This window comes from Pedobacter psychrodurus, from assembly GCF_032678585.1.
Taxonomy (GTDB): Bacteria; Bacteroidota; Bacteroidia; order Sphingobacteriales; family Sphingobacteriaceae; genus Pedobacter; species Pedobacter psychrodurus_A.
On sequence record NZ_JAVTSN010000006.1, the window covers coordinates 128,520 to 146,727 of the forward strand.

Sequence of the window (18,208 nt, forward strand, 5' to 3'; positions counted from 1 at the left end):
AAGCAAGCATAAGAAAAAAACATGTATTTAAGATGTAGCCCCTGGGTTTGCATCTTTTTTTAGTAGATTAACAAAGGCAAGTTTTAAAATATAGCTTAAACGCTTTATTGACCGTTGTTTTAGATGATCGTTAACCTAACTCACTGTTCTTTTTATTAAAACGCCAGTAGCGTTCTAACAGTGAAAGCAATTCATCATGTTTCATGTTTATCTCATCGCAACTGAGGTGCATGATAAATGTTTTTCTGGCTACCCGGTCTTTTTTCTCCAATCTTGATTGGTATTTTTCAGCAATGGCCTCGTTTGCATGAAGTTCGATGCCCTTATCTACCAACATTACGCGCGTAGCCCTTATCTCACTGATGTCGGTCCACAAAACCAGTCCAATTTTTGCACCATTCATAGTCATCGCCGAAAGTAATCCTGCCTCTGATAAAACAAGTACCGGCTTGCGGTTAAACAACCGGATCAGCATATAACAGAAAGCTGCAAGGCAAAGCCCGAAATACAAGATAAAAGAAGCGCTTGAAAAAGGTACCAGGGCAACAACCAGAGTTCCTAAAGCTATAACTAAGCCTAAAAGGATTAACCTTTTCTTCAGACTGGGGAATAATTTGATTTCTGGCATAAGCAGATTCAGGTTAATTGAAATGCTGATAGTGCACTTAGTTATTCATATTCTCGCTATCTATTAATTTAACTTCTTTGCCCATTTTCTTTTGTATCACTTCAATATGATGAAGTTCATCCGGACTTACCAAAGAAATGGCTTCGCCTATACTATCCGCGCGGCCAGTTCGTCCGATGCGATGGATATAATCTTTGGGCGACCGCGGTAATTCGTAGTTTATCACAAAAGGAAGCTGGTCGATATCAATCCCCCGCCCCATTAAATCTGTTGCAACCAGAATCCTGAGTTTCCCGGACTTAAAAAGGTACAAAGCTTCATTTCTTGCACCCTGACTTTTTTTGCTATGAATCGCTTTGGCATCAAAATTATTTTTACGGAGTTTATTTACAATAGCATCTGCAGTGTGAACAGATGATGCAAATATCAGCACTTGTTTCATTTCGTGATGACTGATCAGATAACGTAAAAATGGTCCTTTCTTCACCTCCGAAACGATGTACGCCACCTGGTTAATCTGTTCAAGAGAATCTTCGCGGCTTTCAATCTTGATCACCAGCGGATCATGAAGCAGCACCTGATGGATCAGCTGAAGATCTTCATTTAAAGTTGCTGACAATAGTATGTTTTGACGTTTCTCGGGTAAAAGAGAGATAATTTTATCTACTTCCCCCTTAAAACCCAGATTAAGCATCTTATCGGCCTCATCGAGCACCAAAGTTTCAATACTGCATAAGTGTACGGCATTTGAATCCAATAATTCCAGTAGTCTCCCTGGCGTTGCCACAAGCACATTTACATTTTGAAGGGCAGTCATTTGCGGATTAATGGAAACACCACCATATACGGCTAAGGTTTTAACAGGCACAGGAAGTGCAGGGCTAAAAATTTTAAAAACATCTTTTACCTGCTCTGCCAGTTCGCGGGTAGGCACCAACACCAGCACATTTACATGCCTGTTTTTAAGCACTTGTGTGTGCTGCAGGTTCATCAATATCGGCAAAACATAACTGGCTGTTTTCCCGGAACCTGTTTTAGCAATACCTAAAACGTCTTTTTTATTTAATATGGCTGGTATAGCGGCCTGCTGGATCGGCGTAGGTAAGGTGAAATTCTGATTTGATAGTATTTTGATGAAATCTGGCGATAAGCCCAGCGCGCTGAATGGCATATTGTTTTTTTTGTCAAAAATAGACAAAAATTGGTATTAACAGGATTTTGCTGTTATTAGATTGAAAAGCCATGTTGACTCATGGCAATAAAAACAGATTTTAATGGCTAAAGATTAACTTTGTATCATGAACGAACTGGAAAACTACATTCAACATTATTTTAGCATAGATCCGGATGATTGCAGAAAAGTAGCCAGCCTGTTTAAGGTTGAACAGCTTGAAAAAGGAGCATATTGGCAAAAAGCAGGTAGCCGTTGCGAAAAAATGAGTTTTATCAGTGCGGGCATACTCCGGGTATTCGTTACACAGCCCAATCGTGAGGTGACCCAATGGATCGGTACATCGGGTTATTTCATGACCGACATCTCTTCATTCCTTTTCGGCCAGCCGGCAAGATTCAATATACAGGCCCTAACCGATACGCTGGTTTTCACAATAGCACGTTCACAGTATCTCGAACTGGGAAAACTCGTACCAAAATGGAACGAATTTGAAAAAATGTTTATCAGTAAATGTTTTGTGGTGATGGAAAGCAGGATCTTTGACCTCATCTCCCTATCAGCAGAAGAACGTTATACAAAATTATTCGATCAGCAACGCGAACTGTTCAATCAGGTGCCCTTACAATATTTAGCTTCTATGCTGGGCATGACACCAGAAACCTTTAGCCGCATCAGAAAAAAGATGATTTCTTGATTTTTATCAAGCGCAAAGGCTTATTTCGGCATATACCTTTGATTTATGAAAACAGCCATTAAAATCGAGGAAGCAGCTATTACTGCCATTTCCATATATCTTTTATCAAAATTCAGTCTGGGCTTTCCCTTTTGGGCATGGGCATTATTATTCTTCAGTCCGGATATTTCCATGTTAGGCTATCTGATCAATACGAAAGTTGGCGCATACACGTACAACCTCTTTCATCATCGGGCAGTAGCGTTGGTTATTGTTGCAATCGGGTTATTGTTTGCCGCAAATATTCTGATCAGTATTGGCATCCTGCTATTCGCCCACTCTTCATTCGACCGCATGTTGGGGTATGGACTAAAATTCAACGATGATTTTAAACATACACACCTGGGCTGGATGGGCAAAGAAAGCAATTAATGTATGGTCATGATGACCATACCTCTGGAACTTATAATCTAAAAAATTGATAATTTGAGCTGTTCCTGTAAAATATTTTTGAGTTACATGATCTCACTCCCATCGGTCTATTCGCCGTCATTTTCACTTGCGTATCTATTAAAGCACCTTGATTTATAATATATTCACGCCATTAATCTAAACGCTTCCCTTCAGCAGAAAAAAATGGCCGAGAGTACACAAAAAAGGAGTTTAAAACTCATCCATGCCACTTCCATAAACATGACCGATATGGTTGGTATAGGACCATTTATCACCCTACCAATGGTAATCGGGATGATGAACGGACCATTTTTCTTGTATGCCTGGGTTGCCGGAGCCTTTCTTTCGATGATAGATGCCATGGTGTGGAGCGAGCTTGGCGCGGCCTTTCCAATGGCTGGAGGATCGTATAACTTCCTAAAGGAAACTTTTGGAAAGGAGAAACTTGGAAAATTGATGAGTTTTCTTTTCGTATGGCAGACCATGATACAGGCCCCACTGGTTATCGCTTCTGCATCCATAGGTTTTGCCTATTACTTTTCCTATCTGTTTCCATTAACCTTACTTTGGTCGAAAGTGGTAAGTGGAGCAGTTGTAGTGCTCATCGTGGTATTGCTGTACCGAAAAATTGAGGCTATTGGAAAAATTAGTATTGTAATGTGGACAGCCGTAATATTAACACTTTTCTGGATTATTGGTGGTGGCATTGCCCATGGAAATTTCCTTAGCCCCATCAGGCATATCAATGATGGCATAAACTTAAACTATGCATTTGTAACTGCTATCGGTTTTGCCAGTGTGAAAAGTGTTTATAGCTATCTTGGGTATTATAATGTTTGCCATCTGGGTGGAGAGATCGTCAACCCTTCAAAGAATATCCCCAGAAGTATGTTCCTTTCCATTATCGGAATTACGGTGCTTTACCTCATGATGAACATTAGCGTGGTGAGCGTAATTCCCTGGAATGAAGCAAAAGATAGCAAATTTGTAATCAGTGCGTTTATGCTTGAACTAGCGGGGCCTCTGGCAGCCAAGGCTGTTACCTGTCTGGTTCTTATTGTTGCATTTGCCTCGGTATTTTCGGCAACATTAGGTTACAGTAGAGTACCTTATGCAGCTGCAGCAGACGGCGCATTTTTTCCCGTTTTTGCAAAGCTCCACCCAAAGGGAAACTTCCCTTATGTATCCCTGTTGTTTATTGGTGGAGTTGCGTTTGTATTCAGTTTGCTCTTTAAACTCAGTGAGGTCATCAGCGCGATATTGGCCATGCGGATCCTCGTTCAGTTTATTGCACAGGCTATAGGGCTTATTCTCCTAAGAAGAAAAAAAAAGAATGTCGGCTTCCCTTTTAAAATGCCCTTCTTTCCACTTCCGGTTTATTTGGCCATCCTCATGTGGTTTTTCATTTTGATCTCCACAGGTTATATTATGGTACTCGGTGGAATCACGGCAACATTGATTGGCGCTATTGTATATTTTATTAAGGCCAGAATAAAGAAAGAATGGCCGTTCCAGGTTAAAAACACCCCTAATATATTAGATTATTGATACTGCAAACCGCACTGTTCATTAACCTGGCAAATATTGATCATTAAATTCATTTATATTTGATGGTGGTATTTCCATTAAATAGGATTACTAAGCAATTTAGACCTGGCTTTAGGTTTCTTATTGCGTTTACCCCACCAAATCAGAAAACCTGATATAGGCAGTGAAGCGCATATCAAAGCGGCAAAAAAGGCCAGTAATTGTGTACCTAAACCATATATCCGGCCGGTATGCAGCGGAAGATTTGAGTTTCTCCATTTCATGCCCAACGTCTTTTTCGAATGTGGTAAAACATCAATAATTTTCCCCGTCCTACCATCGTAAAAGTAATAACTAACTCCTCTCCAGCCATCGTTATTACTCTCGATGCTAACAAACGAGGTCGAAACCTTATTGCTTTTCGTCGGTATACCGATTCCGATTTCTGACCAGTCGCCTCTAAGTTTTTTAATCAGATCATAATGAATGAGGTCAATCTTGTTCAATGTAGAATCACCAACATTGATTATAGGTAAAGTCCTGGCAAAACCTGTCTTCCCCTTGTCGCCTAAAAGTTTATAAATTCCTGTTTCCCACCATTTAAATGACCATACCAATCCTGTTAAGGCAATAAAAATTGCCACTGGCAGAACATAAAAACCAAAACTGTTGTGAAGATCATAATTTACCCTTTTCCACTTTGCGTTCCATTTTACGGTAATGCTCTTTTTAAATTGCTTGTAGTTTTTCGGAATCCAAAGAATGAACCCGGTAATGAGCATCAACAGAAAAAGCAGAATACAAGAACCTACAATAAGACTCCCGACCGGTTTAACCAGTAACAATTGCCTGTGCAGCTGTTCAATTACGTTAAAAAATTCGTAACGGACATCAACTACTCCCAAAACTCCCCCTGTGTATTGATTTACATAAACATCATTTAAGTATTCAAACTGACTAAAATACAAAAGGTTGATCTTCTCTTTCTTATTAACCTTAAAACCCGAAAACACATAACTTTTGTTATCTGCCCCGATTTTGACATTTGACAGGACTTTGCCCGGGCCAACCGCATTTTGCGCCACGGCAAGTAATTCAGAAACCGGCCGGGCCGGGCCGGTTTTCTGAACATAAACAATATCCCGGTGAACGGCATCAAATATCTCTTCATTGAATACATAGATACATCCCGTAATGGATACAATCACCACAATAACGCCAGTTACCAGACCTATCCAAAGATGGAGCCAGCCGGTTACCTTTTTGAATTTACTTTTAGCCACTAAAATGAATATCCAACGGTTAACATATAATTTTCTGGCTGTCCTGGAAATAAACGCAGGTAGTCATATCCCCCAACCCAGTGCTTTTTATTGCCAATGTTGTTTGCGTTAAGCTGTAATTGCAATTTGCCAATATTGTAAAACAAACCTGCATTAAAAAGTGTGAATGATGGAATAGTGATCTGATCTTCTGGCGAAAATTTTGCATCATAAATTAGATTTCTCTTATCCATATAGTTTACACCAAGGGCAATACCAAAACCCTTGGCCGCACCATCAATGAAGTTATAACGGGTCCAAAGGTTTGCCGTATTTTTTGGCGCATTTGGCTTTTGGATGCCAACTTCACCTACTGTACCACTTTCCAAAATTTTCGCCCTGTTGTACGAATATGATGCAATTACATTCCAGTTCGGCATAATTTTTCCGATCACGTCAAGTTCAAATCCCCTGGATTGTTCGTCTCCAATCTGTCTGAGTACATCAACAACTCCGGGTGTAGCATAAAGGGCTCCGGTCTGCTTAATTTGATAAACCGCAGCGGTAATACTCAATTGATCTCTGAACCAGCTGGTTTTTGTGCCAAATTCGATCATATTGCTTTTTAAAGGATCAAACGGTCCACCTGCATTTGGGTTGGATATGGTCGCAGAAGTTTGTGGATTATATCCTTCAACATAACTTCCATAAAAATTGATATTTGAATTAATGGTGTATACAGCACCCAGTCGCGGTAACCAGGCATGAGAATTTGCTTTTGCCTCTGTTGCGGTTTTATAATTGGCAAAATCGGTATAGTATTCATAACGTATGCCCAATAGTACCTGCAATCCACCAATTTTCAGCTGATCCTGAACATAACCAGAGTTAAGGTAATAATAGGCTGGAGCCACTACAGACTGTGCGAAGAAAAGTTTGCTGTCGTCCTGCATTCTCTGTGATGACAGTGGATCGTTCAGGTTAAAGTGCGGAACATTTGGCACCGGGTTTCCGGCAGCATCCAATAGGTATCTAGTCTTATTGGCAACAACATAAGTTGCTATTGAACCATTGTTCGCTGCATTTCTGTAACCACTTGCCGTGAGCTGCGATCCGCCCACAGGTGTTTTTTCACTACCAAAATCATAACCTGCTACAATTTTATGTGATATTGGTCCGATTTTAGGTGTATAGTTGATATATCCTGAAAAATTATCGATAAAACGCTTGCGTTTTCTAATCTGAACATTCATTCCAGCAAGGTTGTTAATCGCGGCACCATTGCCATCAACACCATAAGCGTTAGAGGTGCGGTGCTCGTTAAGATCCTCCGAATATCCTGTTTTGAGGTATGAAGCATTCAGGCTTAATTCATCGCTGATTTTATGGGTAATGGAGATGGTTGCATTATAGGTAAGCTCATTCAGGTAATCGTTGGTAGAATTTAATGATAGGGATTGAGGGGTCGAATTTAAATCGAAGCTTCCAAAAATCGGTTGCCCTCTGTCTAACCGGCTCTTCGAATCTGTATATACCAGGTCAAAGTTTATACTTGTCTTTTTAGAAGGAACAAAGGTAAGTGATGGGGCAATAACAAAGTTTCTATCGAACATGAGGTCCCTGAAGGTTTCGGCATTTTCGTAACCCAGGTTTAAACGATAAAGCAATGTACTGTCTTTTGATGCAGGACCTGTAAAATCGGCAAGTCCACGGAAGGTATTGAAACTCCCCATAGTCATACTAATCGTCCGTCTGGTTTCATCAAGCGGTTTTTTGGTTACACGGTTAACCACACCACCTGGACTTGCATTTCCAAAAAGTGCAGATGATGGGCCTTTTAATACCTCAACCCTTTCCAGGTAGTTGGCAAGAGATTGCTTCCAGAAACCGGTACTTGTTCTTAAGCCATTAAGCAACTGCGTATTGCTTTGTCCGTTTACACGAAAGCCGCGAATGGTCAGGTCATCATAAAAACTAAATTGATTTACACCACTAAAGTTTTTAACCACCTCGCCTACGCGCATCAGGCCTTGATCTGCAATGAGCTCTTTACTGGCATATGATACAGATTGCGGGATATCTTTTAACTCATTCTCGATCTTACCGATGAAAGTAGCCCTCGTTTTATATGCCTTGTCTTTACGCCCTGTAATTTCAACCTGTTGTAGATCTGAATTCAATTCTTTTAACACAGCGTTTTCACTGGCATCTGTAGAAACTTCCAAAGTTTTAACAAATTCTTTGAATCCAATGAAATTGTAATGGAGAATAATTTTTCCGGAATTTAACTTTAACTTATAAAATCCTTTATTGTTTGTAGAGGTACTTAAATTGGTGCCTTCTATACTAACTGTTGCACCTGGGAGCGCTATCCCTTCGCTGTCTCTTACATAACCTTGCAGGTTAACGGTTTGCTGGGCTGAGACATGATTTACAAAAGCACTATAAAATACAGCGCATAATAATATCCTGGTAAAATTTAACTTCATGAATTGTGGATTAATAATTATTTAGACTTATTAAAAATAATTGCGCAAATGTAGTTTATCCCTTTACCATTTCAAATTATTTCTGTAGAATAACTTAGATTTTAGCACTTAATTCTGCAAGCTGAGATATATGTACGATCCTTTGAAAGACTATTTAGCCTAAAATTTTATTATAAATTGCATCTTGAACATTTATAAATTCAGATTATACTAATAAGATGTATTAAACAGAACTGATTTCATATATTTTTTACAATCCTTACTTAATATGTACGATGCTAGAGATTGACATGCCTTTAATCTAAATTTACACAAAGGAATTATAGAAAACTGACGCGATTTTTTGATGTAACACGCTGAAATTAGAATTACGAATGATCACAAAACAAAAAAACCTTATAAATCATTAATTTATAAGGTTTTTTTTTGCGTTAATATTAGTTTATAAACTGGAGGAATAGTGATCCTAAATATATATGAAGATGAATAATAAACGTTAAAGCCTTTTTGTTTAAACTTTAAATCTACTTCAAAACCCACCACCTATGGGTTTCTCAAATAAATATTCCCATACGAAGAACTCAGATCATAACTTGCACCAACACCTGGTGCGGCTGTTAATGAAGTGAAAAAGTTTTCTTCTTTCAATTCTGTGGGTTTAAGATTTAAATTGGTATAAATCTTCCCATAACGGTTGGTTAGTTTGATTTTACCGATGGCCGCCTGGCTGATACTTGCATCAATTCCACCGTACCTTGCATCTACTTTTATCGGTCCTTTAAAATCTTTTAGTTCAACAATACCATAAACCGAAGTCACCTCTGTACTGATTCCCGATGGAATCATAATGTTAATGGTAATCTCGATATCTTTCTGTTGGTAACTCGATATCCTGGTACCGGTTTTTTCTTTCATATAGGCGTCCAGATCAGCTTTGGAGTTAAATCGCTTTTTGATCCCGTTTTCTTTTGCATAATAAGCTTCTGGAATTTTATCCATATCGATCTTGTTCGAAATGACCATCCTACCATCAACCTCACTTTGCGAAATGCTAAAGGCTGAGTCGTTTTCACCTCCATTTATTTTTACACTGGCTTCCAAACCAATTTCGTTTTTGTCCCAGCTGGAGATATGCACAACTTTAGGATAATCGAAGTGCAATTCTACCACTCCTCCCTTTTTTACAGGATAGGATTTATTTATTTTGGTTTGAGAAAAGGCAATATAAGGCACCATGGCCATTAAGAGCCAACATAGTATTGATTTCATAATCTAATTGATTTTGTTGTCTTGCCCCGGATAGGAGCTTTAGGCGGATGAAAAAAGAAACCTTGGAGTTATGTTATTTCTCTCTCAGGTATACGTTTTTATAATTTGATTTCAAAATCAGATCGGCACCACCACCATTAATTTTGCCTTTAATGCTTTCAGCATTCATGCTACTGTAACCGTAAGCAACCGCATCACCATTATATGACGTGCTCGATCCACCTACTGCGGAACCTGTTATTACCTGCGTTACAGTACCCTGCGAAGACGACCCACCATTTGCAGCGTTGGTAGTAACGATGGTTAACGGCCGGCCGGTAATCTTACGTGCTACATTTATCTGCGAAACCGGTTCGCTATTTATAGTAGCGATTGAATTGTTGCGCTCAGTTTTATCTTTTTCAGTTTTATCAATCGCAATTTTTAAACCTTCAGCGGCATATAATTTTCCGTAACTTGTGGCAAGTTCAACATTTGCCTTTGCATTGGCCGGAAGCGATACATCTACATAACCATATACCGAAACAATCGATACCGGACCTTTAATGGCATCAGAAAAAATAGCATCTACAGAGCCATATAGCGTTTTGATGTTCATCGGACCGCTGTTGTTCTCCAGTTTTATTTTATTGTAACTGGTCGAAACCTCGATCTCGTTTTTAAGGTTTTTCAAAATGATTTCATTCTGATAAACATTGCTTTTGCTGGTGAAAGAAATTTTAATGTTCTGCGGAACTTTAATGGTTAAAATCCCTTTGATATCCCTGTTTACCGCGTTTACATTAACTTCGCCGCCCTTCTCTGCAACCTCTATTCCTAAGCCTGTATTGTCGGTAAAACCTGATCCACTGATGGCACGGAGCCCTTTTGCACGCTCATCAACCTCTTCTGTTTCGGTTTTTGGCATGGAGAAGATGATTTCGTTCCCACTGTAGCCTTCAACGATAGCCCCTGATATATTGAGGTTCAATTGCCCTGAACTCTTGTTTAATTTGTATTCTTTCTGTGCCGATGCCGATACAGCAACAGCAAGCAGAGAAAAAAGAACGATAAATTGCTTTTTCATAATCTTATTCTTGATTTAATGTATTTATAATTTGTCTTGGTTTAATAATATACTGTACGCTTCATCTCTAACTGCAGCAAAGGTTTCGGGATTATTGGCGAGTGCATAAAGCTTATCGCCAATCTCCACATCTTTCCGTTTTCCTAAAAAGCTTACCAATCCCAGCTGCACCATCGGATCATCCTGTTTGTTTAACGAACTGATTAATAATGAGGAGGCATATTTATCGGTGCTGTATTTCTGCAACACACTTAAGGCAGCCAAACGCACGTTTGTATTTCCATCGTGATTAAGCATTTCGGACAACATTTTTAGCGTTTTGTTATTGATCTTATTTGATTTCTCGATATTTAATATGGCCAGTAACCTTACACTTGCCGAACTGCTGTCTTTTAAACCTTTATACGTTTCATCCTTATTGGTAATGAATTGATGTTGTTTTTTTACATCTTTTACTTTCACCAACGCCATTCCTGCTGTTTTAATCTCCTCCACCTTTAAAGATGGAGTATCTGATATTAAACTGCCTTTGGCTTTATCGATAGCTTTCTGTTTTACAGTAACCGTTGCTCCATTCGGCATTTTTGTTACCTGGACTTGTGCCTGCTGGTAAAAAAAAAGCCATGCAGTTGCTGCCACAAGTACCACCGATGCTGCAACCAACCATTTACTGTTGTTTAAAAATCTCACTGTTTTTGCCTTTTGTGGCAGTGTTTCAACGGGCCTTCGTTTAAACCGCTCCATATCAAAAACTGGTGCTTCGAGATGATCGAATTCCTCCCGGTGCTGCTCCACAAAATCCTTTATCTGATCATTCATAATAACATTTGTCTTTTAGTGATAATAAAATACACTTTTTTGCCCTGTGGTATTGTGTTCTAACCGTACTTGGCGATACACCCAGCATTACCGCAATTTCTTCGTGGGTCATTTTCTCAAATACATACAGGTTTACTATTGTTTTATAACCTGATGACAGTTCTTCGATGCTCTTTTTCACATCCTCAACCCTACAGTCGAAAATTTCTATATCATCATTGTCCTTGCCTCCATCATCCTCAATATCCATTTCACCAAGATCGGCGAAAACAACTTTCTTTTTTCTGAGGTGAGAAATCGACCGGTTAATGGCCATCCGCCTTACCCAGGCTTCGAAACTCAGTACACCTTTCAGTTTCCCTATATCGCTAAATACGGTACAAAAAATATCCTGCAAAATATCTTCAGCTTCACCCGTATGGCTCACAATCCTGCTGATCGAATTATAAACCTTTCGGGCATAGCGGTTGTAAAGCCCCGTATAGCCGGCATCCTGCCCTTCAAGGCAGAGTACAATCAATTCCTGATCTGTTATCTTTTCAGCAGTGCGCAATGTTGAGCTTTTAATTTATCTGTTTTAACATGTTTCTACTCTCTAGTCGCAGCAAGTACAATTGTGTTGCATGCTTTTAGCACATTTTTTCAAATAAAAATGACGGGCTTTATAAAGCTAATCAGAATTGAGCAAAATAACGTTCCTTAAATCGCTGTAGCACTGATTTTTCAGCGCTTGATCTGTTAACTGGAATCATTAAAAAAGACGCACTAAGATAATTTACAATGAAGATGAAGACTATTATGGCAAACCAGATGTAGCAGGGCAATATACGTTTGAACCTTTAATCTTCCTGACTTGTAAGCCTGAAACAATAACTGTTATTTTCCCCAAGTTCGTTGTCCTGATGGCTAACCAGGATAACGGTAATCTGCTGTTCAGAAAATAATTGATTGAGTTTAACCGTCAACCTACTTTTTAACTCTATGTCGAGCGCAGTAAAGGGTTCATCCATCAAAAGTAGTTTTGGCTTGGTGCATAATGCCCGCAGGATGGCCAGACGTTGCTGTTGTCCGCCAGAAAGTTGTTTTGGAAATCTGTTTTTAAGATGTGCCAGTTCTCCAAGCTCCAGTAAACGGGAAATATAGGCATCATCACCTGTTCCGAACCGAAGGTGCCCTTCTACAGTCATATTTGGAAAAAGTGCATAATCCTGAAAAACGAAACCAACCTGACGGTCCTGGATCTTTTTCGAATAGCTGCTGGTTTGATCAAACCAAACGTTATCTTCAACGGTAATCTTTCCGCAGTCGGGCAGGATCAGTCCGGCAAGGATTTTCAATAATGTTGTTTTCCCTATTCCCGATGGACCCAGTATTCTGGTCACTGCGTTTAAATGAAAAGCCGTATCTACTTTAAGTTCAAGGTTTCCATATCTGCCCCCTATTTTTTTTTCAATGTTAATTTTTATCATTCGAAAGGACTTTTAATTGCATTTCGGTTAATCAGGAACACTGCTATTACGATGATAAATGTGATAGCAAACAGGATCAGGGCATAGGAATTGGCTGAACTATAATCCATGGTTTCGACGGCATCGTAAATCGCAATGGAGGCTACTTTGGTTTCTCCGGGGATATTGCCCCCTATCATGAGTACTACACCAAATTCGCCAAGGGTATGGGCGAATGTTAGCACTGCAGCAGTAAAAATTGAAGGTTTAACATTGGGCAGTAACACATCAAAAAAGGTTTCTGTTTTTGATTTCCCCATCACATATGATGCTTCTGCAAGCGATCGGGGCAGATGTGAGAATGCTGCTTTTATCGGACCGACCATAAAAGGCAAACTGTAGATGATTGAGGCAAATACCAGCCCCTTAAAGGAAAAAACCAGTTGCAGATCGAAATATTGGTGCAACCACTTCCCTAAAGCATTGTTCGGACTAAAGGCCAGGAGTAAATAAAAACCCAGTACCGAGGGGGGCAGCACAAGCGGCATGGTGATAAATGCTTCAATAATGATTTTAAAAACGTTCTGTTTACGGGATAACCAATAGGCTATTGGAATGCCGATGAACAGCAGAAAGATTGTTGTAATGATGGCCAGCCTGATGCTTAACCAAATCGGTTCCATATCCATTATTTCCTGTTTCTATTTAGGCAGATGATAACCATTGGCGCCTATAATTTTTCTGGCCGATGGTGATGATAGATAGTCATAAAATTTTGTAGCGCGATCTAATCCGGTCTTACTTGCATTGGATAACAGGATAACAGCCTGTTCGATTTTAGCATAACTTCCTGGATCAACCCTAAACCATTTAAGTTTTGCTTTATCACTGTTCTCATATAAAAAAGCCTCGGTTGTAAAACCAATACCTACCACTGCAGTTTGAAGATAAGTATTTACCTGCGAAATACTTTCGGCAAAAACCAGTTTTGGTGCAATTTTGCTTTCCAATTGGTAAAACTTCAGGGATTCTTGAGCCGCTTTTCCATATGGGGCTGTTTTTGGATTTGCAATAGCTACCTTTTTAACCTGTTCGCTGGCGATCAATGCCTGCCAGTTTTTAATGTCGCCCTCAGTAGTAATGCAAACGATGAGACTGCCCAGGGCATAAATTTTTGGTTTTTTAAGCCCATAACCTGCCGCAAAAAGTTTATCTGGAAATTCGGTATCTGCAGAAAGGAAAAGATCATAGGGTGCTCCGTTCATGATCTGTGCCGTTAGCTTTCCCGAAGCTCCGATGATGGCTTCAGTTTCGATCCCTGTTTGTTTTTTGAAATCGGCCTGGAGTTTCCTGATCAGTCCTTGTGCATTTGCAGCAACGGCAATCCGTAACTTCTGGGCGGATGCGTAGAAATTTAAGGATATTAAAAACAACAATAAAAAACCGATACGGACGAGTTTGATGGGATTCATCATGTTAAAAAATTAAAGATTTTATGACACCTTATTATTTCGCAAAGCCAATTTTAATGCTGTTTACCTGTTTAATGCACCTTGCAGGTTTTTTATCGTTTTGCACAATGATCCTGAAAGGCCCATCGGCTGCCGCAAGCGGATTTTTATCTATGGTATCAGCCAGAATGATTTTCTCATCAGAAAATTCAGGATCCAATTCAGCGAGTGAAAAAATAACCTGATAACCATCGCTGGCCTCTACAATAACATATTTAGTTAAATTCTCGCCCCTAAGCTCCTTGCCCATTGTAGCTCCCGCTTGCGTAAGCAAACCAGACAACAATACCCCCGAATACTGATGTTCCTGATTGTCGCGGTCTTTTCTTGATACTTCTATCCTTGGCATTTTATTAAGATCCGCTAAAGTAAGCACAAAAGGTTTTGTGACTTCGCCCGTAATCTTCACGCTGGCTTCGGTTTTTACCTGAGCGTTAGCAACGAAAAAAAAGCCAGCCGTAAATAACATCTGGACGATAACTGTGGTGAAATATTTTTTCATATTAAGGTTTTACAAAGGGATTAGAGAATTTTGGGTTCGTAACAAAGGTAGAATCTGTTAAGGTATTTAAAAAGGTAAGAAGATCTTTCTTTTCATCTGAATTTAGTTTTACGGATACAGCACCTTTTACATTTGATTCGTTTTGCAGGAAAGCGCTTAAAGCACCGGAGCTTTTAATGTGTTCACTATAATGTTCGATTACTTCTTCCAGCGTTGCAAACCGGCCATCGTGCATATAGGGTGCAGTTAGCGCGATATTGCGTAAAGTTGGAACCTTAAACCTTCCGTGATCCGTTGTGATTCCGGTTATCGTTTCGATACCCCTATCCGCATAAATGCTATCCAGGCCATTATTGTGAAAAAGTTCGAGATAGTTTTTAGGACCGCCGTGGCAACGGGCACAATTGGCGCCCCTTATACCTTTATCTGGCCTGGCTGAGGTGTTAAAGAGCAGAAGCCCCCTCATTTCATCGGCGGAGAGTTTAACCGTATGGTTGAGGTAGCCATCGTAGCGCGAATTGGCAGATATCAGGCTACGTTCAAATTGGGCAAGCGCTTTTATAATCTTTTCGCCTGTAATCTGCTCGTCACCATAAACAGCCTTAAACAAAGGCGGATAATAGGTTGTCGATTGAAGTTTTTTTACGGATACAGCTAAGGACTGGCCCATTTCATGAGGATTAAGCATTGGCACACTGGCCTGGTCCTCAAGTGAAGGCGCACGGCCATCCCAAAAGAACTTCCTGTTCCAGAGCAGGTTCACCAAAGCCATTGCATTTCTGTCGGTAAAAGTTTTATCAACCCCTTCACTGCGTATTTTTCCGTCGGTAAAAGCCTTTTCCTGCATATGGCAACTTCCACACGAAATCTTATTGTTGGCCGATAGGCGACTTTCGTAAAAAAGTCTTCTACCCAAATACACTCCTTCCTGGGTAGTTGGGTTATCTAAAGGGATATTTACGCGGTTACCAAAATAGGCAGGATAGTTAAAAACATAATTTCCTTTTAGTAATAAGTCATCTTCTTCTTTTAGGGAGGATAAGGCAAAAAGTATTAAGAACAGCAAAGGTATGCCGCTCATGATCTGGCAATTTCTGCTGTTAAATTTATCTTTCCAACCTTTCATATTAGCTTTTGAAATTTTCTTCTTTCGGTGTGGTTAAAATTAACCTTTTAAGGCCGTAAAGAAAATTCGTTGTGCTAATTTTAGCAAATCATTAAAGATTATTTTGCCTAAAAAATTTCTTCCTGTTCAGGAAGATTCTCAGCCAAAGTATAATCTGCATCAAAACGGATTGGTTAAATTAGTTATTAGATATGCGCTAATTTAATCAACCTGATACCTTAAATTTTTCTGAACTGATAAAAGCAAAGAGAGATAATTACAAGGGATTATTGGTGAAGAATTTCATATAAATCAGCAATCCTACATAGAACAAAAGGAACACCGCAAACACGATGCCCATTACAATTCCCAATAGCTTCCAAAAACCCAATTTTGGGGAATTAGATCTGGGGGTTTGATCACGACTTTTCGGCCAGAAGAATCCGAAAAGTATGATTACGGACATTATCCCAATAAAGACCCACATGCGGTAAAGCTGGTCCTTGAAGTGCAACCACCTTGCGCTGAACTTTTCGCTAAGACTGATGTCCTGCGTATATACATACTCATTTCCCAAAAAGGATTTTGACCAACGGACCAGGATATTTTTTTTGCCATTCAGGTAAAAGTAGATATATGGCCTGCCCTGTAAAACAACAGTATTGGAAACTGTTTTCAATGTTACCGAGGTATGGTCAAAACCGCTCCTGTAAAACACCTTACGAACATCGGTAACCTCTACCTGAGCGGAGCTTTCTTTGTTAATGGCAGCGCTAATCAAAAGATCACCATTTACAATGATGTAATTGCAGGTGAAGAGACCCAGCAAAGTATACATCACAAAATAACCGACTTTTTCATACCAATTTTCACCCTTTGAAGATTTCGTTCTAACCACCGTATATAAGCTGATCGGTAGAATAGCCAGAAAGGATAACCACCATACCACGGAAGGCGCATGGTCAGTATAAAGCTCGAGGTTAAACCTGGATAGCAGATACACTGCCGCCCAGAGTAAAGCATAGGCGATTAAAAAAGGCTTTTCAATCAAACGTAGGAATTTATTTAACGGCATAACCAGTTTTTTCTCCGCCTAAAGTTAAAAGTTCCATGACTAAATGCTCAACATTTTTACGGTATTTAGGTACGGTCATTATATTCGGTTTTTAATGTCCAGCCTGAATAAGCTTTGATATTTGGCTTATTTTAAGTTCAGCGTCATTTCAATCCCTTTTAAATCAAAACAGGGCTTGAATATCTTCGCGTAATCCTGGTTCAGTATCATTGCTTTATGCTTTCCATCTTCTTTGTAAAAACGGACCAGCAACATCGTTACCTTATTCCCCGTAAGATAAAAATTATATAAACCATCGCGGTTACGATTCACTTTCTGCATATTCTTAACCAGATAACCCGTTATTTTTCCTGCAGGACTAAAAATGCTACAACGTGTTTTTATACCGGATCTTCCAATATTCAGGCGCAAAACACTCCCTGCGCAGAGATCTGACCCGGCAATATAAACAGAATGGTACTGTATATCGCCAGTATCAGGAGAAACGGGCTGCAAACCCGTGTAATAAAACCCAGTGCTTAACAAAATTGATAATAAAATATTGTACATATAGCTGAGATTCGTTCAAGTTACCGGTATGATGTGGCCTGAATTTATTTTTTATGAGTTCCTATGGGTGGAGAAGAGACAACAATGATTTGGTAAAAACGTAAGAGGCCATTATTGCAGGGTACAGGTAGCGAGGATTATTATCATAACCGAAAGCACTTACAGGCGGCACAAGCGATCGATTATTTCGGCATGACTAGAAAATTCTGCCGATAATTCTTTTTTGGCTGCCAGCTCAAATTCAGCAAACTCAAACCCCGGCGCCACCGCGCAGCTCACTAAAGCAAATCCCTTTTTCTCCTTTAGTTCAGCAGAGAACCATCTACCGCCTTTTACTACATGAGAAAAAATACCGGAATCATCATCCGAAAGCTCAACGCTATTTAATCCTTTCTCACTTTCCAGCGTATGTACGATCAGCGCATCTCCTTTGTGAAAGTACCAGATTTCATCCGAAGATATACGGTTAAAAGCAGAGAAATCACTTTTTTCAAGTAGGTAATAGATAGAGGTAATTGCACTTTTCCGCTCGTTGCTTCCTGCTATCGAAACTTCATCACCAGACCTGTAAACCTCCCTGTAATACCCTCCCTCCGGATGTGGCTGAAGCTCAAGTTTTTCCACCCAATAAGCCGCATGGTTTTCTATCTGTTCCATA

General features: G+C 39.7%; 19 protein-coding genes. 3 read left to right on the top strand and 16 right to left on the bottom strand.

Annotated elements, in window-relative coordinates:
• Positions 1–130 precede the first annotated feature (130 nt).
• A complete protein-coding gene (locus R2S57_RS05910; protein WP_316844143.1) occupies positions 131–628 on the bottom strand; it encodes an STM3941 family protein in 498 nt (165 codons plus the stop codon).
• Between the two features lie 37 nt (positions 629–665).
• Positions 666–1,799 carry a DEAD/DEAH box helicase gene (locus tag R2S57_RS05915; RefSeq protein WP_316844144.1) on the bottom strand — a complete coding sequence of 378 codons (1,134 nt, stop codon included), beginning with the start codon at positions 1,797–1,799 and terminating at the stop codon, positions 666–668.
• Between the two features lie 127 nt (positions 1,800–1,926).
• Between R2S57_RS05915 and R2S57_RS05920 the strand changes: the two genes are divergently transcribed.
• The 3 genes from R2S57_RS05920 to R2S57_RS05930 all read left to right on the top strand — a co-directional run bounded on the left by R2S57_RS05920 (position 1,927) and on the right by R2S57_RS05930 (position 4,476).
• Positions 1,927–2,496 (top strand): Crp/Fnr family transcriptional regulator, encoded by a 570-nt coding sequence (locus tag R2S57_RS05920; RefSeq protein WP_316844145.1) that lies wholly within the window; start codon positions 1,927–1,929, stop codon positions 2,494–2,496.
• 45 nt (positions 2,497–2,541) lie between these two features.
• Positions 2,542–2,907 carry a DUF4260 domain-containing protein gene (locus tag R2S57_RS05925; RefSeq protein ID WP_316844146.1) on the top strand — a complete coding sequence of 122 codons (366 nt, stop codon included), beginning with the start codon at positions 2,542–2,544 and terminating at the stop codon, positions 2,905–2,907.
• 204 nt (positions 2,908–3,111) lie between these two features.
• Positions 3,112–4,476 (top strand): APC family permease, encoded by a 1,365-nt coding sequence (locus R2S57_RS05930; RefSeq protein WP_316844147.1) that lies wholly within the window; start codon positions 3,112–3,114, stop codon positions 4,474–4,476.
• Positions 4,477–4,553: 77 nt separating this feature from the next.
• Here R2S57_RS05930 and R2S57_RS05935 read toward each other — a convergent pair whose 3' ends face one another.
• The 14 genes from R2S57_RS05935 to R2S57_RS06000 form a co-directional block, all read right to left on the bottom strand.
• Positions 4,554–5,738, bottom strand: a complete 1,185-nt coding sequence (locus R2S57_RS05935; RefSeq protein WP_316844148.1) for a PepSY-associated TM helix domain-containing protein — start codon at positions 5,736–5,738, stop codon at positions 4,554–4,556.
• The gene (locus R2S57_RS05940; protein WP_316844149.1) at positions 5,738–8,206 is read right to left on the bottom strand and encodes a TonB-dependent receptor; all 2,469 of its coding nucleotides are present in this window, start codon (positions 8,204–8,206) and stop codon (positions 5,738–5,740) included. Before R2S57_RS05940 ends, R2S57_RS05935 begins: the two co-directional genes overlap by 1 nt.
• Positions 8,207–8,749: 543 nt before the next feature.
• On the bottom strand, positions 8,750–9,475 hold the full coding sequence (locus tag R2S57_RS05945) for a hypothetical protein (protein WP_316844150.1): 726 nt from the start codon (positions 9,473–9,475) through the stop codon (positions 8,750–8,752).
• A 73-nt stretch (positions 9,476–9,548) separates the two neighbouring features.
• On the bottom strand, positions 9,549–10,541 hold the full coding sequence (locus R2S57_RS05950) for a DUF4097 family beta strand repeat-containing protein (RefSeq protein WP_316844151.1): 993 nt from the start codon (positions 10,539–10,541) through the stop codon (positions 9,549–9,551).
• A 24-nt stretch (positions 10,542–10,565) separates the two neighbouring features.
• The gene (locus tag R2S57_RS05955; protein WP_316844152.1) at positions 10,566–11,360 is read right to left on the bottom strand and encodes a HEAT repeat domain-containing protein; all 795 of its coding nucleotides are present in this window, start codon (positions 11,358–11,360) and stop codon (positions 10,566–10,568) included.
• The gene (locus tag R2S57_RS05960) at positions 11,353–11,913 is read right to left on the bottom strand and encodes an RNA polymerase sigma factor (protein ID WP_316844153.1); all 561 of its coding nucleotides are present in this window, start codon (positions 11,911–11,913) and stop codon (positions 11,353–11,355) included. Before R2S57_RS05960 ends, R2S57_RS05955 begins: the two co-directional genes overlap by 8 nt.
• A gap of 286 nt (positions 11,914–12,199) precedes the next feature.
• Positions 12,200–12,829, bottom strand: coding sequence for a sulfate/molybdate ABC transporter ATP-binding protein (locus R2S57_RS05965; protein ID WP_316844154.1), 630 nt, complete (start codon positions 12,827–12,829; stop codon positions 12,200–12,202).
• On the bottom strand, positions 12,826–13,491 hold the full coding sequence (gene modB / locus R2S57_RS05970) for a molybdate ABC transporter permease subunit (RefSeq protein ID WP_316844155.1): 666 nt from the start codon (positions 13,489–13,491) through the stop codon (positions 12,826–12,828). Before modB ends, R2S57_RS05965 begins: the two co-directional genes overlap by 4 nt.
• An 18-nt stretch (positions 13,492–13,509) precedes the next feature.
• Positions 13,510–14,283: a molybdate ABC transporter substrate-binding protein gene (gene modA / locus R2S57_RS05975; RefSeq protein ID WP_316844156.1), complete on the bottom strand. Its 774-nt coding sequence runs from the start codon at positions 14,281–14,283 to the stop codon at positions 13,510–13,512.
• Between the two features lie 31 nt (positions 14,284–14,314).
• The gene (locus tag R2S57_RS05980; protein WP_316844157.1) at positions 14,315–14,821 is read right to left on the bottom strand and encodes a molybdopterin-dependent oxidoreductase; all 507 of its coding nucleotides are present in this window, start codon (positions 14,819–14,821) and stop codon (positions 14,315–14,317) included.
• A 1-nt stretch (position 14,822) separates the two neighbouring features.
• Positions 14,823–15,947, bottom strand: a complete 1,125-nt coding sequence (locus R2S57_RS05985) for a cytochrome-c peroxidase (protein ID WP_316844158.1) — start codon at positions 15,945–15,947, stop codon at positions 14,823–14,825.
• A gap of 256 nt (positions 15,948–16,203) precedes the next feature.
• The gene (locus R2S57_RS05990) at positions 16,204–17,001 is read right to left on the bottom strand and encodes a hypothetical protein (protein WP_316844159.1); all 798 of its coding nucleotides are present in this window, start codon (positions 16,999–17,001) and stop codon (positions 16,204–16,206) included.
• A 126-nt stretch (positions 17,002–17,127) separates the two neighbouring features.
• Positions 17,128–17,550: a hypothetical protein gene (locus R2S57_RS05995; protein ID WP_316844160.1), complete on the bottom strand. Its 423-nt coding sequence runs from the start codon at positions 17,548–17,550 to the stop codon at positions 17,128–17,130.
• A 159-nt stretch (positions 17,551–17,709) separates the two neighbouring features.
• Positions 17,710–18,207, bottom strand: a complete 498-nt coding sequence (locus R2S57_RS06000) for a cupin domain-containing protein (RefSeq protein ID WP_316844161.1) — start codon at positions 18,205–18,207, stop codon at positions 17,710–17,712.
• Position 18,208: the final 1 nt, after the last annotated feature.

Coding starts and splice junctions, on each gene's coding strand:
- R2S57_RS05995 (WP_316844160.1), bottom strand. CDS start 17,550: ATGTACAATATTTTATTATCAATTTTGTTAAGCACTGGGTTTTATTAC.
- R2S57_RS05955 (WP_316844152.1), bottom strand. CDS start 11,360: ATGAATGATCAGATAAAGGATTTTGTGGAGCAGCACCGGGAGGAATTC.
- R2S57_RS05925 (WP_316844146.1), top strand. CDS start 2,542: ATGAAAACAGCCATTAAAATCGAGGAAGCAGCTATTACTGCCATTTCC.
- R2S57_RS05940 (WP_316844149.1), bottom strand. CDS start 8,206: ATGAAGTTAAATTTTACCAGGATATTATTATGCGCTGTATTTTATAGT.
- R2S57_RS05930 (WP_316844147.1), top strand. CDS start 3,112: ATGGCCGAGAGTACACAAAAAAGGAGTTTAAAACTCATCCATGCCACT.
- modB (WP_316844155.1), bottom strand. CDS start 13,491: ATGGAACCGATTTGGTTAAGCATCAGGCTGGCCATCATTACAACAATC.
- R2S57_RS05980 (WP_316844157.1), bottom strand. CDS start 14,821: ATGAAAAAATATTTCACCACAGTTATCGTCCAGATGTTATTTACGGCT.
- modA (WP_316844156.1), bottom strand. CDS start 14,283: ATGATGAATCCCATCAAACTCGTCCGTATCGGTTTTTTATTGTTGTTT.
- R2S57_RS06000 (WP_316844161.1), bottom strand. CDS start 18,207: ATGGAACAGATAGAAAACCATGCGGCTTATTGGGTGGAAAAACTTGAG.
- R2S57_RS05950 (WP_316844151.1), bottom strand. CDS start 10,541: ATGAAAAAGCAATTTATCGTTCTTTTTTCTCTGCTTGCTGTTGCTGTA.
- R2S57_RS05915 (WP_316844144.1), bottom strand. CDS start 1,799: ATGCCATTCAGCGCGCTGGGCTTATCGCCAGATTTCATCAAAATACTA.
- R2S57_RS05945 (WP_316844150.1), bottom strand. CDS start 9,475: ATGAAATCAATACTATGTTGGCTCTTAATGGCCATGGTGCCTTATATT.
- R2S57_RS05965 (WP_316844154.1), bottom strand. CDS start 12,829: ATGATAAAAATTAACATTGAAAAAAAAATAGGGGGCAGATATGGAAAC.
- R2S57_RS05920 (WP_316844145.1), top strand. CDS start 1,927: ATGAACGAACTGGAAAACTACATTCAACATTATTTTAGCATAGATCCG.
- R2S57_RS05985 (WP_316844158.1), bottom strand. CDS start 15,947: ATGAAAGGTTGGAAAGATAAATTTAACAGCAGAAATTGCCAGATCATG.
- R2S57_RS05910 (WP_316844143.1), bottom strand. CDS start 628: ATGCCAGAAATCAAATTATTCCCCAGTCTGAAGAAAAGGTTAATCCTT.
- R2S57_RS05990 (WP_316844159.1), bottom strand. CDS start 17,001: ATGCCGTTAAATAAATTCCTACGTTTGATTGAAAAGCCTTTTTTAATC.